The organism is Candidatus Nitrososphaera evergladensis SR1 (assembly GCF_000730285.1).
GTDB classification, from domain to species: Archaea; Thermoproteota; Nitrososphaeria; order Nitrososphaerales; family Nitrososphaeraceae; genus Nitrososphaera; species Nitrososphaera evergladensis.
Genome location: NZ_CP007174.1, coordinates 842,631 through 861,238 on the forward strand (window position 1 = coordinate 842,631; position 18,608 = coordinate 861,238).

At 50.6% G+C, this 18,608-nt stretch carries 19 protein-coding genes and 1 tRNA gene; 8 read left to right on the top strand and 12 right to left on the bottom strand.

Features of this window, described 5'->3' with window-relative positions:
• The first annotated feature begins 4 nt into the window (after nt 1-4).
• From NTE_RS04325 to NTE_RS04350, 6 genes are all read left to right on the top strand, one after another.
• A complete protein-coding gene (locus tag NTE_RS04325; RefSeq protein WP_148699905.1) occupies nt 5-862 on the top strand; it encodes a cupredoxin domain-containing protein in 858 nt (285 codons plus the stop codon).
• 3 nt (nt 863-865) lie between these two features.
• Complete coding sequence (locus NTE_RS04330) at nt 866-1,339, top strand: COX15/CtaA family protein (RefSeq protein WP_148699906.1); 474 nt, start codon at nt 866-868, stop codon at nt 1,337-1,339.
• Nucleotides 1,340-1,387: 48 nt separating this feature from the next.
• Complete coding sequence (locus tag NTE_RS04335) at nt 1,388-2,467, top strand: hypothetical protein (protein WP_148699907.1); 1,080 nt, start codon at nt 1,388-1,390, stop codon at nt 2,465-2,467.
• Between the two features lie 30 nt (nt 2,468-2,497).
• Nucleotides 2,498-3,448: an iron-containing alcohol dehydrogenase gene (locus NTE_RS04340; RefSeq protein WP_148699908.1), complete on the top strand. Its 951-nt coding sequence runs from the start codon at nt 2,498-2,500 to the stop codon at nt 3,446-3,448.
• 260 nt (nt 3,449-3,708) lie between these two features.
• Nucleotides 3,709-4,302 (top strand): SRPBCC family protein, encoded by a 594-nt coding sequence (locus NTE_RS04345; protein ID WP_148699909.1) that lies wholly within the window; start codon nt 3,709-3,711, stop codon nt 4,300-4,302.
• A gap of 64 nt (nt 4,303-4,366) precedes the next feature.
• Nucleotides 4,367-4,462: transfer RNA gene (locus NTE_RS04350), tRNA-Lys, on the top strand.
• A gap of 166 nt (nt 4,463-4,628) precedes the next feature.
• On the opposite strand, the gene NTE_RS04355 is transcribed toward NTE_RS04350, so the two are convergent.
• The 3 genes from NTE_RS04355 to NTE_RS04365 form a co-directional block, all read right to left on the bottom strand.
• Nucleotides 4,629-5,900: a YncE family protein gene (locus tag NTE_RS04355; RefSeq protein ID WP_148699910.1), complete on the bottom strand. Its 1,272-nt coding sequence runs from the start codon at nt 5,898-5,900 to the stop codon at nt 4,629-4,631.
• Between the two features lie 762 nt (nt 5,901-6,662).
• Nucleotides 6,663-7,136 carry a hypothetical protein gene (locus NTE_RS04360; RefSeq protein ID WP_148699911.1) on the bottom strand — a complete coding sequence of 158 codons (474 nt, stop codon included), beginning with the start codon at nt 7,134-7,136 and terminating at the stop codon, nt 6,663-6,665.
• Nucleotides 7,137-7,298: 162 nt separating this feature from the next.
• A complete protein-coding gene (locus NTE_RS04365; RefSeq protein WP_148699912.1) occupies nt 7,299-7,904 on the bottom strand; it encodes a TetR/AcrR family transcriptional regulator in 606 nt (201 codons plus the stop codon).
• Nucleotides 7,905-8,012: 108 nt separating this feature from the next.
• Between NTE_RS04365 and NTE_RS04370 the strand changes: the two genes are divergently transcribed.
• Nucleotides 8,013-9,101, top strand: coding sequence for a hypothetical protein (locus NTE_RS04370; RefSeq protein WP_148699913.1), 1,089 nt, complete (start codon nt 8,013-8,015; stop codon nt 9,099-9,101).
• Nucleotides 9,102-9,270: 169 nt separating this feature from the next.
• On the opposite strand, the gene NTE_RS04375 is transcribed toward NTE_RS04370, so the two are convergent.
• From NTE_RS04375 to NTE_RS16350, 5 genes are all read right to left on the bottom strand, one after another.
• A complete protein-coding gene (locus tag NTE_RS04375; protein ID WP_148699914.1) occupies nt 9,271-10,851 on the bottom strand; it encodes a hypothetical protein in 1,581 nt (526 codons plus the stop codon).
• 707 nt (nt 10,852-11,558) lie between these two features.
• On the bottom strand, nt 11,559-12,176 hold the full coding sequence (locus NTE_RS04380; RefSeq protein ID WP_158385090.1) for a DUF1326 domain-containing protein: 618 nt from the start codon (nt 12,174-12,176) through the stop codon (nt 11,559-11,561).
• 132 nt (nt 12,177-12,308) lie between these two features.
• On the bottom strand, nt 12,309-12,785 hold the full coding sequence (locus NTE_RS04385) for a PepSY domain-containing protein (RefSeq protein ID WP_148699916.1): 477 nt from the start codon (nt 12,783-12,785) through the stop codon (nt 12,309-12,311).
• A gap of 25 nt (nt 12,786-12,810) precedes the next feature.
• Entirely contained in the window at nt 12,811-13,530 is a 720-nt protein-coding gene (locus NTE_RS04390) for a hypothetical protein (protein WP_148699917.1), read from the bottom strand.
• Between the two features lie 2 nt (nt 13,531-13,532).
• Nucleotides 13,533-13,670 (bottom strand): hypothetical protein, encoded by a 138-nt coding sequence (locus NTE_RS16350; protein ID WP_158385092.1) that lies wholly within the window; start codon nt 13,668-13,670, stop codon nt 13,533-13,535.
• A 233-nt stretch (nt 13,671-13,903) separates the two neighbouring features.
• On the opposite strand from NTE_RS16350, the gene NTE_RS04395 reads away from it, so the two are divergent.
• Entirely contained in the window at nt 13,904-15,403 is a 1,500-nt protein-coding gene (locus NTE_RS04395; protein WP_226987174.1) for a glucose/sorbosone family PQQ-dependent dehydrogenase, read from the top strand.
• A gap of 190 nt (nt 15,404-15,593) precedes the next feature.
• On the opposite strand, the gene NTE_RS16355 is transcribed toward NTE_RS04395, so the two are convergent.
• The 4 genes from NTE_RS16355 to hemC form a co-directional block, all read right to left on the bottom strand.
• Nucleotides 15,594-15,743, bottom strand: coding sequence for a hypothetical protein (locus tag NTE_RS16355; RefSeq protein WP_158385094.1), 150 nt, complete (start codon nt 15,741-15,743; stop codon nt 15,594-15,596).
• A 318-nt stretch (nt 15,744-16,061) separates the two neighbouring features.
• The gene (locus NTE_RS04400; protein WP_148699918.1) at nt 16,062-16,877 is read right to left on the bottom strand and encodes a uroporphyrinogen-III synthase; all 816 of its coding nucleotides are present in this window, start codon (nt 16,875-16,877) and stop codon (nt 16,062-16,064) included.
• Complete coding sequence (cobA, locus tag NTE_RS04405) at nt 16,864-17,664, bottom strand: uroporphyrinogen-III C-methyltransferase (RefSeq protein ID WP_148702030.1); 801 nt, start codon at nt 17,662-17,664, stop codon at nt 16,864-16,866. Before cobA ends, NTE_RS04400 begins: the two co-directional genes overlap by 14 nt.
• The gene (gene hemC, locus NTE_RS04410) at nt 17,661-18,608 is read right to left on the bottom strand and encodes a hydroxymethylbilane synthase (protein ID WP_148699919.1); all 948 of its coding nucleotides are present in this window, start codon (nt 18,606-18,608) and stop codon (nt 17,661-17,663) included. The genes cobA and hemC overlap by 4 nt, the downstream gene beginning before the upstream one ends.

Below are 18,608 nucleotides of genomic sequence, written 5' to 3' on the forward strand. Positions count from 1 at the left end.
GTAGATGAGCCACGAACACGAGCACGACTCTGAACCAGTACTGAGGACGAGCCCGGCACGCATGGCAAGGGGAATTGCAATCGTAGGCATTACGCTTGCTATCGCCGGCACCATCCTCATGTTCACGTTCAAGGACATGATTGCAAACCCGCCTCCCGTAGCGCTGATAAAGAAACCAACTCCTCCACCGCCACCGCCCGCCGCAGGCGTGACCCAAATATCTATACCGTCAGGCGCGTCTGTACAAGGGTCAACATCCTATGATCCTGGCGATGCAAAGGTTCCGCTTGGCAACAAGGTGGTATGGAACAACGCCGACAATGCCATACACACTGCAACCTCTGGCACAGGAGCTTCAGACCCTAACGTTGGCAAAGCCTTTGACACTTCCCTCATCAACCCTGGCGAAAAGTCCAAAGAGATTGAAATCACAGGAGCCAAGGTGGGCGACTCGTTTGCGTATCACTGCACGGTCCACCCGTTCATGACCGGCAAGATCACGATTGTAGAAGCCGCGGCAGGAGGCGGCAGCACCGGCTCTGGAAGCGGAGGAGCTGCAGCATCTGGCCCGACAGTCCACATACTGTCAGGCTCGTCAGTGCAGGGTGCCAAGGCATATGACCCGACCCCGGTAGAAATCAAAAAGGGCGACAAGCTGACCGTCGTCAACGACGACTCTGCAATCCACACGGTGACTTCGGGCACCGGGGCTGAGGACGCCAACGCTGGCAAGGCGTTTGACAGCAGCCTGCTCGATCCGGGCAAGACAGTCAGTGTCGACACGTCCGCCCTCGCCGCGGGCTCGTACGACTTCCACTGCATGGTCCACCCGTTCATGAAGGGCAAGCTGAACGTGACCTGATGAATGACCCTGCTGCAAAAGCTGTCGTTTGGGACGCTTGCCGTCCTCTTTTCTCTTATTTTCATAGGCGGCTATGTTAGCTCGTCCGGCGTCGGCCTTACGTGCCCTGACTGGCCGCTCTGCCCGCATGGGTTCGTGCCAGCATACGACTTTATCATAGAATACATCCACCGGACAGTCGCGGCAAGCACGGGTGCCCTCGTGGTCATCACGATGGCCTTTACGCTCAAGTCAAAGCAGGCGCCAAGGGGGATGAAGATTGCGTCAATAATAGCAGCAGGCGCGGTAATAGGCCAGATAACGCTTGGAGCGATAGTAATAGTCGAGCGGCTCCACTCGATACTTGTGACGGGCCATCTTGCGCTTGGACTCGTGCTGTTCTCGATGGTCCTGATGACGACGGTCTATGCCTGGAAGATAAAGGCGCAGAACAAGGCTGCCGTGGAAGCAAGCGGCAGACAGCAGCCTGCTGCCTAGAGAAAAAAACAATATGGTTTATACGGGAAAAGGTGGATTTGCATTTTGATGCGCAGGTACGCCTTCGCACTTGCCGCCGTGGTGACGGCAGCGGCAGCCACGCTTTTTGCTGCTACTGTTTTTGCATCAGCGCAAAACGCGTACGCCCACTTTGAACATTTTGGGCACTATAACGCCAAGGGCGACGCAATCGGCCCATACTACGCCTATGAGCAACTGGACCCGGATTACGCCAAGCCGGGCGAGCCTGCCGCCATACAGTTTAGCATCCAGGACCATGACGGGCGCGATACAAAAGACCTCGTCACGATGGTTGAAGTATACTCTGGGATAACCGGCGAAAGGCTTGCAGCGTTTCCGTGGACCAAGCAGGACACTGGCGACTTTCAGCTCTTTTACACTTTTCCGGACGTCGGCTATTACCAGATAGTGCTGTCAATGGCAACAGGCCCGGCAAACAACCTCAACGGGGTTGACCCGCCAAGGACCACGCTTTCAGGCACCGCTGGATGCAACTGCGACAGGGCCGTCTTTAACGCCGCCATATCAAACAACTTTGGCGAGATATGGAGCACGGCGATGATTGCGTCGGTGCTCATCCCGCTCGGCATAATAGGGGTGGTGCTTGGGCTCGTCTACAAGCGCAAGAGAAAAGAGCTGCACGCAAACTCGTCAGAAGAGTTTGTCAAGTGGAGCCTGCTCCTGCTCGCAATAGCCGGAGGCATGGTGCACTTTGCCATCTACTCGGAGCACGCCTCGCTCCGGCTGGAATACAGCATATTCCTGATAACTGCCGGGATTGCGCAGGTGTCGTACGGGCTCATGTACATACTCCTCACGATGGTGGGCGCAGAGGAGTCCAGGATAAACCCGCGCCGGTACTACCGCAAGACGGTCGTTCTCAATCTGTTTGGGTTGATTGGAACAGCGGTTCTGCTTGGGCTGTATGCGTATGCCATCACTTTTCCTCCTCCGCTTTCACCAAATCCGGTGCCCGAAGACGTCGACCTTGCAGGCATACTTGCCAAATCCGCGGAAGCGATACTGGTTGTGGGCATCATCTACCTGATGAGGCTTGAAAAGCGCAGGCTCGCAAGCCGCCTAGCCGAGACACCCAGTAAAACATAAAACCCCTACATCCAGAACATAACTGCACATATGTGGAAAGTAATGATGCCGAGGAAAATAGCCTTCGGCGAAAACGCTGCAAAAGAATTCCAGTATCCCAAGAATTCCCTTGTGATAACCACCACGACGCCTGACATTTACAACAAGTGGCTCGACTACATGGGAATCAAGAACTACGAGGTGTACGACAAGGTCACGCCGGACCCGTCCATCGAGGCCATAGAGGCCATCAAAAAGCAGTACGAGGGCAAGGAAATTGGCGCCTACATCGGCCTTGGCGGCGGAAGCTCGATGGACGTCTGCAAGTACCTTTCCAAACTGACAGGCATTCCAAAGATACTGATACCCACGACGTTTGGCACCGGCGCGGAAATGACGACGTATGCGGTAATCAGCTTTGAGCACAAGAAAAAGCTCTTGCAGGACGAGGCATTTCTGGCAGACGCGGCAATAGTTGACCCGTATTTCCTGCCCGGCACGCCCTTTAACATCCTGCGCAACTCTGCGTGCGACGCGGCGGCGCAGGCGTCTGAAGGCTATGACAGCAAGGCTGGAAACCCGTTCACGCAGTTCTTTTGCAGGGAAGCCTTTGACATCCTCTACGACGCCATAATGAACGACAAGCACCACATGCTCCCGTACGGCGCCATGCTCTCCGGCATCGGCTTTGGCAACTCGTCCACTACGCTTGGACACGCGCTTTCGTACGTATTCTCAAACGAAGGCGTGCCGCACGGCTATGCGCTCTCTTCGTGCACCACCGTTGCCCACAAGTTCAACAAGTCGCCGTACTACAAGCGCTTCAAGGAAATAGCGCAAAAGTTCAAGTTCGAGCCGCTAAAGTTGAAGCAGCCGCTTGATGCGGCGGCCGACGTCATCATGCCTGACAGGGGACACCTTGACAACAACCCAATACCTGTCACCAAGCAGGACGTCGTCAAGTGCCTCGATGAAATAGTGAACACAAACCCGCTGGCCTAGGCTACGGGAGACGTCTCTTTTCTAGATGCGCAACCGCCAGAGGGGAGGGGCGTGCTTCCAGTGGAACTCGCCTTTTTTCATTAATTCTTTTATCCCAGTCGCAGATTTCCAGATGTCTATCGTAGCGCGGAGCCCGATTTTTTAAAAGCAAGTTAGCGCCACTTGATTATAGTCGAGATCCTCCGCTCAATTTCTGGCTTTATACGTCAAGTCTGCGAGCCCAAAACCTTTAAATTCAGAATGGCAGAGTTCCTTCCTTAATGACTGTTATAAAGAAGAGCATGGAAATCAACGCTCCAGTCAACGAGGTGTTCACTTATTTTGCGAGGCCGGAGCACATGGCAGACCAGTTCCCCGAGAACATGGGTCTGAACGTCGTGCCAGTCGAGGTAAAGAACGGCTTTGGCGTAGGGACAATTTTTAGGATCAACGGAGATTTTGACGGCAAGAGGCTCGAATGGGACTGCGAGACCATCGAGTATATCCCGCTGAAAAAGATCGTGGCCAAGATGATCGAAGGCCCGTTCAAGAGGTGGCAGATTTCTGTCACGTTTGACGAGCTGGGCGAGCGCAAGGCTAACGTCACGCTTGAAGTCGACTATGACATGCCGATGGGCCCGCTGGGCGGATTCCTCGACAAGGTCAAGTTGAGCAAGATAGCTGAGCGTGGCATGGAAAACGGCCTGCTTCGCGTAAAGGCACTGCTTGAAGGCACCGGCTCCATTCCAGTCTACATCACCCTTGATGCGTACAGGCACATCATCAAGGAAAAAATGGAGATGAACTGCTCTGTCTCTGAAGCGATTGTCAAGATCATCAAGGACAGGCAGGAAGCGCTGGCCAAGACGGCCTAATCTTTTTCCTTTTCTCTCTTCTTCTTTTACGTTTAAATAACGCATTTTACACGATTGATTTCGCGGGTTCGTAGCTCAGCCAGGTAGAGCGTTTGGCTCTTAACCAATCAGTGTATTTCACTGGGTTAAAATGTCGTGGGTCCGAATCCCACCGAACCCGCTTTACTCACTAGTTCGGCTATTTGTACATGGAAGTATGAGTACAACTTTTCTGCAGTTACAAGGAAGTGACGGGTCAATATCGACTTGACTAAGAATAGCAATCTGAATTCAGACATCTTCATCTACCGAGGACTGCTGATACTTACCGGCCTTATCCGCTGCGCTCACGGCTCAATCGAAAGTATCGATATGCTATTCATTGATTCGTGAGTTTGGTAAATGCTATGATTGTCTGGGTCATACGCAATATCGTGTGAGCCCGGTAATGTAGAGATGTTATCGATGACCGTCAGGCTTTCAGTATCTATTACAGATAGCACGCCAACTCCGTAATGGACAACGTAGAGGTAATTGTTATCGGGATTGAAAACAATGGCAGTTGGTGAGGACGAGAGTAGCTCCTCCTTGCCAGTCATTTGCTCAATCCTTTCCGTAAAATTACCATATACCACGACCTTTTGTGTAGAAGGGTCGTGTCTATAGCCATATGGAGTATCCGGAATTCGTATGGTATCGGTAATCTTGTAGTTGTCAGTACTTATCACAAATACCTCTCCTGACAACGATGTTACATATACACGAGGATAGTGCGAGTCAAGCGCTATATTTGATGGAACATTATCGTATGTCGAAACTGTGGCGATAACATCATGTGTATTAGTATCGATTACCGCTATTCCTGCTCCAGCATAGCTACCACCGAACATAGCGACATACATCTTTTCATCATCAGGGTCGTATACGATGTCAGTCATGAACGTTCCATCTCGCAGCTTGATATTGTCAATGACCTCTAGAGTTTCATCGTCGACCACCGAAATAGTGCCTGAATTTACAACGTATACTTTGTTGTGATCTGTGTCAACGGCAAGTCTTCCCAGCTCACCGGAAATCTTTATTTCGCCTACAATCTTATGGTCCGAATCACTTATCACCGAGACTTTGCCGTACGGTGCGTTTGCCGCAAATATGTAACCCATTGCAGGATCGTAAGCTAGCCCCAGAGGTCCGGCAAAGGAAAAAGTGTCATTTCTTTCCGCTATTGGAATGACATCTATCGCTGTATCTGTGGTTGCATCCATTACGACGACAGAGTGAGTGGCAGAGCTGGCCACATACATCTCGCGGGTTTCAGAATCATATGCCATCCCAACAGGCACAAGGAAGGGAAAGTTGCCGTCGGCATTAGCGACTTCCTCGTACTTCATTTTATCATTATCCAATAATGTTGATTTGACAACTTGGCTACTGTCAAATGTTGGAGATGAGAAGTTCGTCTTTTCATCTTTGGAATGTTCGATTTTGTCATCCTCACTATCATCTGCAAAAGCTACAACTCTGCCGTAAGGAAAAGAAGGAGGATGGAGAACAGCAGATGTTGACAGAAGAATCAGGGCCGCCGCTGAAACTGCCAATTCTAATGCGGCCTTTGACATATAATTAGAAAGGAGTGCAGACCATTTTATTAAGCAAAGAGGAGATTGATTCGATAACCGAAAACACGTAGAGGGCTTCTTTTGGATCCTACCTGACTCGTCTTTCTATATGCAGTATTCAAATCACGCCGAACCCGCGTCCCGTCACACTCTAAAACAATAAACACGTTGTATAGAGATTTTGTCCTATCAATAGCATCACATAACAACGTCGAGTCGGTGACATTGCGATGCCTGCAATCTTATATCACTTTTCTGCGCAGAAAAACTGTGGAGCGCAGACAAACCGATACACTGGCAATAGTGCTGCTAGTCATATCTGTTGCTACGCTGGCCGCTTCGCTCGTCTTCTTGTCTCTCGGGTTCTTTGTCTTCTTTTTCTTTTTGCCGATCACTTTCGGCATACCGTGGTCAATTAAGCGCCTTATGAAGAAAGGCAGTCGAACTGTCGGCGAATAGCGCCCTATAGGAGAGAGGCGTGCACGCCTCTCTTTTTATTATGATATAGAATGCCTGTGGACACAAACAAAATGAAGGAAGCATATGCTGCTTTTCAAAAAGCTACTCTTGAGACCCCGCAAGTAGTCACTAAAACCGGACGGACACAAGAGGCTAAATGTAGTACTGATTCATCCGGCAATGTCTCTTGCCCTTGTGAAGCGTCGAGCCCTAACCAATACGCCCCGGACCTAGTGGTGGAGGAGGTGGTGGCAACTCTCTGACTACAAGAGCTCACAGCCTCCTGAGGCGCCAACGAGATCGTCAGGCCTTGCCCCACACGGGATAGGAGCAACCAAAGCCCTCCAAGCACACGCTTAGCCATACGGAGGTGCCCTCCTTGATGCTCAGGTTCTTGTGCCCGCAGCCATCCTTGACGCCGGTGTGGTCGGAAACCGACCCTCTCCATTCGCCATTCCAAAACAGCCACGTGGTCACCGTTTTGCCATCGCCCTTTTTGTCGCAGGCGTACAGGTGCTCGCCAGAAGCCTTGAATTCACCATATCCGCGGTAAACGTCGTTTCCATAGAACTTGACTATTATGTCATTGCCTTGCGCGGTGACTTTTACTGATTGGTTATCGTTGCCGTTGGCAGCAAATGAAGGCATACTACTGGCTTCAGCTGCTGCTTCTTGCGCGCTGGCATAGCTAAGCGGCGCAGCAAGAACAATCGCAGCCGCCGCCAACAAGAACAAATTCCATTTCTTTGTCCTGAACGTGTTCATAACAGTTCCCATTGTTGGGAACTAATTCAAAATCGCTAATAAGATTAGTGCCCTTATATTCTGGATCACTTTTTGATTATTTTCTTACAGACAAAATAGGTTTGGCTATGTAATATCGTAGACTAGATTTTCAGACAATCAAATCAGAAAACATCTCAAATCGTCATTATTGTTTTATTGCTTACTCGACGCTGCTCCTATTATCGCTCTTATTGTTTCGGTCCATACTCTTTGGCTCTCAGAGTTGCTTGTTTGCAATAGCAACTTGTTTGTCGCCAGACCATTGTAAAGGGCTATGAGGCCTGCGGCAATAGCATCGACGTCGATGTCTTCTCTGAAAAAGCCTCTCTCAATCTGGGCCTTTAGAAATTCTTTTACGGCTTGGTATACCTTGTTCTGATTTTCAGCCAATATCTTCCTTAACTTTGGGTTGCGCGTGGACAATGCAATCATTTCAAACCATATCGTGTCAGCGCCAAGACTCGCCCTACGATATTCATCATAAAATCTCTCGGCATCTGACATGATGTTCTCTTTCTTGCTGAATAATCTGGATAGCTGATTTCTTAATTGTTCCAGGTTGTATTCACATAATGCAAAGAAGAGGTCTTCCTTACTCTTGAAGTAAAGGTACAGCGTGCCCTTGGCCAACCCGCATGATGCGGCGATATCTTCCATTCTTGTTTTGTCAAACCCTTTCTTGGCAAAGTTCTCAACCGCTGACTGAATAATCCTCTCCCTGAGCTCTGCCCTGTACTGTGAAGTAGCTCTTGTTCGCATCGTGTACTTGCTTTCTCCTTGGGTACTTGTAAAACCCTTTACTTAATAAATATGACTGACCAGTCAGTCATATTTATTAATGACTGCACCGTATTAACTGCCATGTCGTTGAAGTTGTCTACTTCGCGCATGAACATCCTGCTTGCAGCATTGCTCGTGGCTACTGCCGGCGGAATCCTGCAGATAGGCGGTGCCAGCTGGGACATTACATCTCATATCCTGAGGCAGCCGGAAACGTTTTTCACTCCATCCCATGCGGTGCTCTACACAGGCGCAGGCCTGACCGTTATTGCAGCAACCATTGGTTTGTTTGTTTTTCTGAAAAATAAAGAGGAAATTCGCAGCAGGTCGTTTAACACTGCTTTTAAATTATTGATAGTAGGAGCGGCCATACAGCTCGTCTCCGGGCCCGGCGACTTTATGTGGCACTCTGTCTTTGGCGTCGACGGTCTTATGAGCCCGCCTCACCTGTCGCTTGCAACGGGCATCTTGATTGGTACTATTGCAACTGTAGTCGGGCTTGCAAGGATTTTGCCGCACATTGAATCAAAGAGGAATCAGGGGTTCGCTAAAATTGCGATGGTCCCGGCGTTTGCAGCTCTCTGGTTTTCAACCATCTGGTACATCTTTTTCTTTGTGCTGCCCCTCTCAAACGGCCAGCACTTTACGTTCAACCCTGACCCAGCGGCCGCCATAGTAATTGCAACTACCGTCCTTCCGTTCATGAGCGCATTGATATTCCTTGTGTCCGCCAGAACCATCGGCAGGCTGGGCGCAGCGACTGCGGTTGCAGGCGCTGTAATCAGCATGAACGTGCTTGCAAACATTGTTCCGGCATACCAATTCTTGGGGTCATTCCTTCCTTGGCAATTGCTCGCCCTCATTCCAGCCATCGTTGGAGCAGACATTGCTATCCATAAAGCGCGCCCCCGGACAGGGATGATGATTGCAGGAGCCTTGATTGGCATCACGTTCTATGTCTTTAACTATCCCATGCTTCCAATGGCGTTTGCAGAAATCCTGCATCAGCCTAATGCATCCTTCGCTGACATCCTGCCAAGCATGTATCCTACACTCTGGCAGGTCATTGGCATGACGGCTGTCCCAAGCGCGCTTGCGGGCATCATCGGCGCAATAATGGGATCAAAGATAATAGAAAAGCCGCAAGCTCGCGTGATAAGTGCTACCAAGACATGATAAGGTTCAGGCTGGGGTACAAGCACCCCGGCGTCCATTATTATTATTGACAAGCTTTGATCACTGCAGGATTAATGGGGCCGCGAATTACTCCCTGATGATTTACATTTTTTTCGTCCTTCGATCTAAAAGTTCTGTGCAGTAGCTGACTTCTGCTGCTTGATCATCATCAAATAATCATTTCAACTAATTTTTTCAAATTATCGATGTGGGTGGATGTAGCTGGTCGATCCACTCCCCATCCCCACAGGACCTTCCACTCGGATTCGCTTGCAGGAACCGCAGCCATGTTTGGGAAGCAGTGCTTCATCCCGTCATTATTATCATAAAAGGCAGGGCACTCGAAAACAATTTTTCCACCGGCAAAGGCAGTAGAGTCACTCGATGATGATGTAGTAGCTATGCCAGCCTGAAAGAAATTTACGTTTCCCCACAGCGAAGTTACTAAAGGGTTGTCGGCCGGGAAAAAGCCGTTGATCGATATGACCCCGAGATTAAAATACGGATTCTCAATTTCAGGCGCCGTAAATGAACTGTACTTTATCCAGCTATCTGAATCGACAGTACGGTAATACCAGTTCACTGTCCTTCCATCTCTTGCCCATTCCATAGCGATAGCGAGAAAAGACTTTGGGATGTTGTTATTAATGGGCACCACTGATTCATGCATTATCGACCTCCAAGGAAAACCAGAGCATGCCGCATTTTGATCGCATGTCTCCCAAGCCCTTGCTACAAGGTATTTCGTGCCTTCTTTTGTGAATAATACGTCTGCCCTGTAGCCATAGTCCAGGCCATCCTTGCAGCAGTTTGGCGACTGGGCTCCAATCCCTGCAAGAAGGATGTCATTATCATCATCATTGCCAGTATTTTCATTTCTTGAGGATAATGATGATGTATTATTATCGATGCCTTGATGCTGGTACAACGAAGTAAAGTTGAGATTGACTTCGACGCGCTTTGTGCTAAAGTACTGTTCATTGCTGGCTGCGCCTGAATAATACATGGGCGGCGGAATGGATGATAGCATCTTGGGGCAGTTGCCGCCATCTTGATGACCGCTGCTACCGACGTTTTCGATATCAGGCAGCAAGTCAATCGGAGCAAGGAATGAGGGATGCATGGCGAAAATTCCAAAACCAAAGAATATGGGCACCGATAGAGACGCAAAAAGTTTCTCCCTTGTCATTTTCAATTTTTTTGAAGACGCCATCATCCCTTTCGGCCCATTAGCATTCAGATGGTTATTGTTAGGCTGAACAAGATGACGACGATGATGATGATAATAGGAATAACCAATCCTGCTTCCAGCAATCCCGCTCAACGCTGACCCACCAATTGCCACAACTAGTTGGATCACCTGCCAAAAACTATCATCATTGTTGTTGTCAGGGAACGTCAAGGCCTCAAAAAGAACAAAGAGCACCGTCTGACCAAGCACCGATGCACCAATCGCCCATTTTTGACTACTATTGTTATTGCCGCTGCCAAGTTGCGAAGCAGTCAGTCCTGCCAACAAGAAAGGTACCGTCACATAATAGAAGAACAAGAGTGCACGAAACGTTGGCTCGCTTGGCACATCGTACAGCAAAGATGCAGGATAAATCCCGACAAAAATCGCAACCACAGTTGAAGCAAACAGGGGATGAATCGACGACGGCGATGATGTTGCAGCTATTGCTGCCTTATCGTATTCGTCACCCTCGTCGTCATTGTTCAAAGTAAGACGAGCCCATTTGCCGCGGATCAAGCCCGCTGCTGAGGCACTGAATAACAGTAGAAAAAGCCGGACCTCTCCAAGCCCATCAGGCCCAACGTAGTAGCACTCCCTTGCCTCGCAAAATTGGTACAAGACCAAAACTAGTGATAGTACAGCCGCTGCACACCCGATGATGTAATAGTTAACGTTGCCTCCCTTGCGAATGTTCAACCCTGCAAAATAGCCAAGTGCAACTGCAGAAGCTACAAAGAAGAAAAGCCTAGCACCTGAATAAAAAAAGAAAGTATTGTCATTGATCTCATACAAATGAAATGTGTACAATTCAAACAGCCAAGGAGCCACAAAGATGAGGGCAATGAGGATAAGGCTAATGAATTTCAACTGGTTTTTGCCAGCTCCACTAGCAGAGACATGTACTACCTAGGAATTCTATATCATTATCTGATTAATATTGTGACGTTAGTTCATACGCTGTGCAGCTTTAACCTTCAGTCTATATGCGACGTCGATGCGAAAACATGTCAAAAATTGGGGAGCTAACTGGCACGTCAGAGAAACCAGCTTTTCAGACCCTGCTTTCGGGCGCAAAGGTTTTGATGGCTTTGGTTAGCCGAAGCGTTTTGTCCTTGGGATCTGTACATTGCATATTATACGCTCGCATCTCTGCACCTTTTCTTCCATCGATGAAAAGACAGTGCATGTGGTAGCGGCAGCAATCCTGGATCGAATGACTTTGCCTATGGCGAATATGCAAATTTTGAATAAAAGCCATTCTTGCCCGAGTTGTCCCATTTCATGCCGTGGTCGCTGTAGCTGTGTTTTACGGATTTTGCGACTACCGCCGGAAAACCCGGGGCAACGGTCATGGGGACGTTCTCTATCGTGGTTTCTTTGTTCTGGCCCTCTCCACTCGCGATGCCTTCGATTGCCACATCCATTGCAGACGGAATCTGCAGGGACCTTTTTCTGCCGTCTGCCTCAAACTTTATCGGAACCGAGCGTACTCCTGCCATGTCGCCGATGAATCCGGCGGCAACCCCAAAAAAGCCTCCTGCCTGCCCAGAATATATCTTTACAAGGGCATCAGCCTGGTCTTTGTTTGCGCGCTCATCCAGGTACAGGGCTGCCTTCCATTTTGGACCTGTAAACATGTTGCCCGGTGCATGAAATACCGCGACAACATTCAGGCCGTCAAGCCGGGTATTTCCGAAATTGCCCTTTTGAATGTGCCAGGCTACTGTGACATCACATTCGCCGCGATCCGGGTCACCCATAAAAACGCAAGGACACACTACGTCGCAGTTGCAGGCCTCAAAGTAGTCGCCTTCGATCTTCCATGACTGGGGAGCGGACAAGGTATCTGGATCGTCTTGACGTAAAGATATAAGGTTGTAGGTCAACGGATCGGGATTCCGTTGCAGGTGGCAAAGTATTTTGATGTTCATACTCGGTTCTTGATTCAGCCTAACAACCTATCGCAAAATCGCCTAGTCGGTAACGCCCCTCTGCAGCACTCGGCCAGTATTTGCGTCAACTACAAAGTCGTACTCTGGTTTTGTGGTGTTTTCAAAGTTTAGAACAACTTTCCAGTAATAGTGGTCTGGCTGCGTATTGTCAAGGGAGTGGGGCATCTTGTCGCCCAGCGTTCCATCGTCTTTGTCAACTGCGAAATTTGTTCCGTCCTTGCCGACGTAGATGAGCGCCGTTGAGCCAAGCGCCCCGCCCCTGACTGCGCCCTTTTCATAGCCGCTCCTTTGATAGGACTCGTCAAGGGCGTCCCTGGAAGCTTTTTCAGCCTCTGTTTCGCCGATTATGGTCGTAATCCTTGTAGAATTGTAATCCGCCGGCTTTGGCACTTCGACAAGAGGGCTGGCCGCCATGTATGCGACAATAGAGAGCGTCAGGACCATGCCTGCAATCGGCAGCACAATCAGGCCAATTATGAATTTCATGGTCCTGGACAACTTGAAAAACCACTCCTCATAGTTATCATTTCATGGATTCTGCTATCCTGGCAAGTTCGTCTATTGGCATGTGTGCTTCCAATCTGTAGATTATGTCTTTTTCGTCGTCTACGACCCAGAGAGAAGAGGGGTAGTCATACTGCTCTGCATGTATCGTGACATTGTTTTCGTCAACCGCCACTGACGTCCCGGTCCCGGCGTTATATCCTACTGCGTGCCTGTTTCCATCCGAAAATGCGTATTTCCTTGCATCGATGCTTCCTGCGTTTTGCAAAGTCTGGAATCGCCCTTCCGTATACTGGCTTCCATCAATCCTCTCTGCCGCATTAGTTCCTGCAATGCGTTCACTAAATGGATCTATTCTAATTTCAATGGTGCCGTCATGCAATGACTTTGGGCCGTCGCCACCGCAGATCGTAGAATTGTAAAACTCCATGAACACCTCCTTGACGCCAGAGTAATCCGCGTACTGGAGCGAATATCCAGCCGGGAGCGCCGTCGGCAGCGGAACGGCAAAAGGCGCTCTGGCTTTAACAATCTCGATGGGCTGGCCGCAGGCAATCTCTCCATTATCGTTGTACCACGTGATTTCGCGGTCACGCGGCCTGGCGTCTTGTGAGCCTGTCGCATAGACGGAAAATATCAGCACAAACAGGATTCCCGTGGCAAGGCCTGCCGCCACCGGAATTGTTGCCGCCCATGCCGCCGATGGCAGTTTCTCCCTGCTAGGCTCTCCCGCTGCCATTCTCATTTCTCCGGCATGATATGCTGTTCTTTTGTATTCTTGGATGATATGTCGTTGTACGTCGCGGCAGGCAGCATGACAAACATGAAACCAATTGCTAGTGCAAATACCAAAACATACGAGCGCTGGCCAATCAGCATTTAAGGTTATTATCTGCAAATCTTCTATTGAAGGTTTGTCCAAACGCCAAGCTCGTTTGCTGTCACATCGCACTCGCTCCTTATATCCTGAACTTTTCACATGAATATTTGGATATGATATTACAACAATAATAAATTATGTGGGATAATATAATGATAATCTTAGAAAATATACGATAATTCTCAGAATCCATTGTAATTTAAATATTCTGGAGTGGAAGTCACCCATCACTATGGGAAAAATTAGGCCTCTTTTGCTGTCCGGACTCGCAGGCGCTCTTCTCTTGGTCTCACTTGTCACGTTTTACACGCCGGAAACGCAGGCAAGCGACACACCCTTTAGCAACAATAGTACGCTTGGCGCAAACAACAACACTACTAGCATTATGCGATTGCCTAGTCAGGAAGGCTTTTCGGTGCGCCTGCTTGCGGCAAACTTTAGCGCGCCGTACAACATCCTGTACGGGCCCGATGGCGCCCTGTGGATCACCGAACGCGTTGGAAAGGTCATCACGCGTGTCGACCCGGAGAGCGGGTCAAAGCTTGGCAGCATACCCGTTCCAAACGTCCACCAGTCCGCCCCTCAGGACGGACTAATGGGGATGGCGTTTGATCCTGCCTTTAACAACACGCATCATATCTATGTCGCGTACACGTACGATGCAGATCCTAGCGATGCGCTTGACCGGCGCGTAAAGATCACGCGCTTTACGTACGACGCGGCCGCCGGTACTATAGGCAATCCTGTAGACCTCATCAGCGGGCTCTATGGCAGTACCGACCACAACTCTGGCCGCATGACGTTTGGCCCTGATGGCAAGCTGTACTACACCATTGGCGACCAGGGCAAGAACTACCTTGCCAACTACTGCCTGGAGAACCAGGCGCAGTCTCTCCCGACGGCAGAGCAGGTCGCGGCTAGAAACTGGACTGCGTACCAGGGCAAGGTGCTCCGCATGAACCCTGATGGCTCCATCCCCGATGACAATCCTGTGATAAACGGCGTCCGCAGCCATATCCTCACGTACGGCCACCGCAACCCGCAGGGCATTGCAGTGGGTCCAAATGGCAACAGCCTTTACGTCTCTGAGCACGGCGACAAGTCCGATGACGAGCTTAACCGCCTGCAGGCAGGCGGAAACTATGGCTGGCCAAACGTCGCCGGCTACAATGACGACAAGGCGTACCAATACGTCAACTGGTCCGGAGCAAAGAACTGCAAGGATTTAAAGTTCGACAACACCGCGCCTCCGCCGCCGGGCGTGCCGGTGATGAACGAAAGCGAGTTTGACGCGCCCAACTTTGTGCCCCCTGTCCACACGTTCTATACTGTCGAGAATGGCTACAACTTCCGTGACCCTGCGTGTGGCGACCTGACCTACATCTGCTGGCCGACCGTCGCGCCGTCGAGCCTGCGACTCTACACGTCTGATGCCATTCCCGGCTGGCAAGACACCTTTCTGATGACTACCCTGAAGGCTGGCAAGATCTTTCAGCTTGCGCTGGACGAGAACGGCACGGCGCTTGCGCGCGATCCTGTGGAACTCTTCCGTTCGGAGAACCGCTACCGCGACCTTGCGTTCAGCCCTGACGGCAGCACTATCTACGTGATCACCGATTCATCAGGCCCCGCACAGGCCATCGGAGGCGGCGCAACCATCAACCTGTGGAACCCTGGCTCGGTGCTTGTGTTCAGGTACGAAGGCACTGGAGGGGCTTCCATGAGCAAGTAGAAACAGAGTACATGTGCGTCCTTGCATGCCTGCAAGACCGCCGTAATAATGATGCAAGGTCTAGAGAGTATGATAGGTAGGTAAAGATCAACAGCCGCCAAGAATTCATTTCTTGTATTTCTTTACAGCGGCCTCAACCTTGCGTCATCGATCAATGGGGCATGACATATGCGTGTGATTATCATGACAGTTATGCATCGCCGTATCTTCTCGTCAGCTCTGTTGCCTTTGTGAGCAATTCTGACAACTGCTCCCTCGAAGGCCTAGTCTGCTTGAAAAACTCTACGTTCATTCCAAGCAAGCCAAGCTGAACGTACAGGTCGTCGTCTGAGTTTGTCATAGATGTAGCGACGCTTATGATTTATTTAAGCAAACTCAAATGAGACTCTGTTATCCTCTACTTCAGTCCGGCTCTGTACGGCTGTACAGGATAGATTGCAGACTGGAGCTAGTTATAGAATAACCGGCAATGTACGACCTGCAAAACGCGCAAAAAGCGTGCTCCTTTCTTCTCTAGACAACACAACTTTTAAACTGGCTCTGGGCAAACCCTATTGCCATCATCATATGATGACGCCAACAAAGAAAAAGTTTGCACTTGCTGCAGCGGGGGGAGCTGCGATAATCATCTTTGCAATCATCAAACTCATCTTTACGCTTAACGGCTCGTAGTAGCAATAAGCAGTTTCTTTGCAGCCTGCACGGTTCCTTCTACCGTATGGTCCTTTGCTTCGTAATGCCTGACTTTTCTTCTTTTTAGCTCGGCGCTTGTAAACGGGCCTATCGACACTACTGCCTGTACCAGCCGGTCAATTTTTCGACCATCATCGCTTCCGCCAAGGGCATCGACGATTTCAAAAAACGACCGGACGTTTGACGCGCTTGTAAACACTATTGCGTCGATCTTTTTGTCCAAAAGCATCCTGTGGAACCTCTTCCATGCCAGCGTGATTTTTGCAGTGCGCACGGTGTACATGAAAACCTCGTCGACTGACATGCCAAGGTCCAAAAGCGCCTTTGTGGCGTAGTTGCTACTGCCTGCCTCTGCGCTGCGCGGAATTATGATCTTTTTTTTGCCTCTCTCGCTGTCCCTTGACAGCATCTTTGCAAGCCCGATTGAAGAAAAAGAATCGGGCATCATGCCGACTCTGACACCGCGCCTTTCAAGTTCCTTCTTTGTTTTTGGACCGACTGCGATCACCTTTGTTGACTTTAGGGCGGAGGCGACTTTTCCTTTCCCGCCAAGATCAAAAAGCACTGCTACTGCCTGTGCGCTCATGAACGCGCAATAGTCGTGCTGTTTTTCCTCAAGCAGTTTCAGGAAATGCGCCACTGCCTTGCGGCCCTCCGGCACAATCTCGATGGCCTGTACGGGGATGGCTTTTCCCCCCTCTTTTTTTACAAGCCTTGAAAACTCGGCTGCTTCCTTCTTGCCCCTCGTTATCGCAAGGACCTTGCCCTCAAGGCTTGGCACCCTTGCCCCTACCTCCTTCTACTCCTTTTCTGAACCACGCGATCTTTTTGTGAAGCGAAGCAACCCTTCCGATGACTACAATCGCAGGCGGTTTTATCCCGCTCTTGGTTGCGACCTTGGCGGCTGTCGCAAGCGTCCCCATGACGACCCTCTGCCTTGCAGTCGTGCCGTTTTCGATTATCGCGATTTTTGTATTCTTTTTCATGCCGCCTTTTATGAGGTCTTTTGCGATCTCGTCCAGCTGGCCTATGCCCATGAGGACGACTACGGTGTCAACTGCCTTCGGCAGCTTTTTCCAGTCCACCGATACGTCGCCCTTGTTGTCCACTCCCTCGTGCCCTGTCGCAATCGCGACGGCTGACGAATAGCGCCTGTGGGTCAGCGGGATGCCTGCGTACGCCGGCCCTGCTATGGCAGACGTGATGCCCGGGATTATCTCAAACTGGACGCCTCGCTCCAGCAGGTATTCTGCCTCCTCTGCGCCCCTGCCAAAGATGAACGGGTCGCCGCCCTTCAGCCGTAGCACGCTCTTGTTCTCTTTTTTGGCGTATCTGACCATCAGCTCGTTTGTGCGCTTTTGGTGCGTGGTAGGGTCGCCTACTGCCCTTCCGACGTACACCTTTTCCGCATTTTCTGGTATCTGGTCTATTATCTCCTGGCCTACGAGGCGGTCGTACAGTATCACGTCGCAGCTCTTCAAAAGCTCCATTGCGCGCACCGTCATCAGCTTGGGGTCGCCGGGGCCGGCTCCGCAGATGTACACCTTGCCGGCGGCAGTGGTGCTCATGCCTTTTTGTTCCACTCCTCAACAGCCCTGCGCCAGCCTTCTGCCATCTCTTGCGCGCCCTGCTTGACGAGAAGGTCTGCAACGCTCTTGCCCAGCTTTTCTGCGCTCTTGGCGCTGCCTGTTTTTTTGACCTTGATGTTCCTGCTTCCGTCTGCTGAAAACACGCTTGCGTAGAGCGTTATCCTGTCTCCCTTTGTCACTGCGACTGCCCCAAGCGGAAACCTGCATCCCCCTTCCACCTTTTCAATGAGGGCGCGCTCGGCAGTCACCTCTGCCCTCGCCCTTGGGTCCTCGATGCTCCTGAGCATCTCTATCGTCTTTTTGTCGTTTCGCCTGCACACGATGGCAATCGCGCCCTGCCCCGGCGCCGGGACGAATTCTCGCACTCCAAACCTCTCTACTATCACGTCTTTCATGCCTATCCTTGTCAGCCCTGCCTCTGCAAGCACTACCGCGTCAAACTCGCCACTGATGACTTTTTTCACGCGCGTCTCGACGTTTCCGCGTATTGGCTTGACTGAAATGTCTGGCCTTTCTTTCATCAGTTGAATTGCCCTGCGCAGGCTGCTTGTGCCCACGACAGAGCCGGCGGCAAGCTCTTGCAGCTTTTGCCCTTTTTCGTTCACTAGGACATCGTTTGGGCTTGCCCTCCTCGGTATGCACGCGACTGTCAATTCTTCTGACAGGTCGGAGGGAATGTCCTTGAGGCTGTGCACCGCAAAGTCTACCTCGCCTTTTTTCACGGCTTCGTTGACCTCTTTTTCAAAGATCCCCTTTTCGTCCATCGTAAACAGTGGCCGCCTGTCCACGTCTCCCTTGGTGCTTATCATCACGACCTCAAATTTTGCGCCGGGGTGCGCCTTTCTGAGCGCGGCAAGCGCCAGCTCTGTCTGCGCCACTGCAAGCCTGCTCCCCCTCGTGCCTACTTTGATGATTGTCTTCAT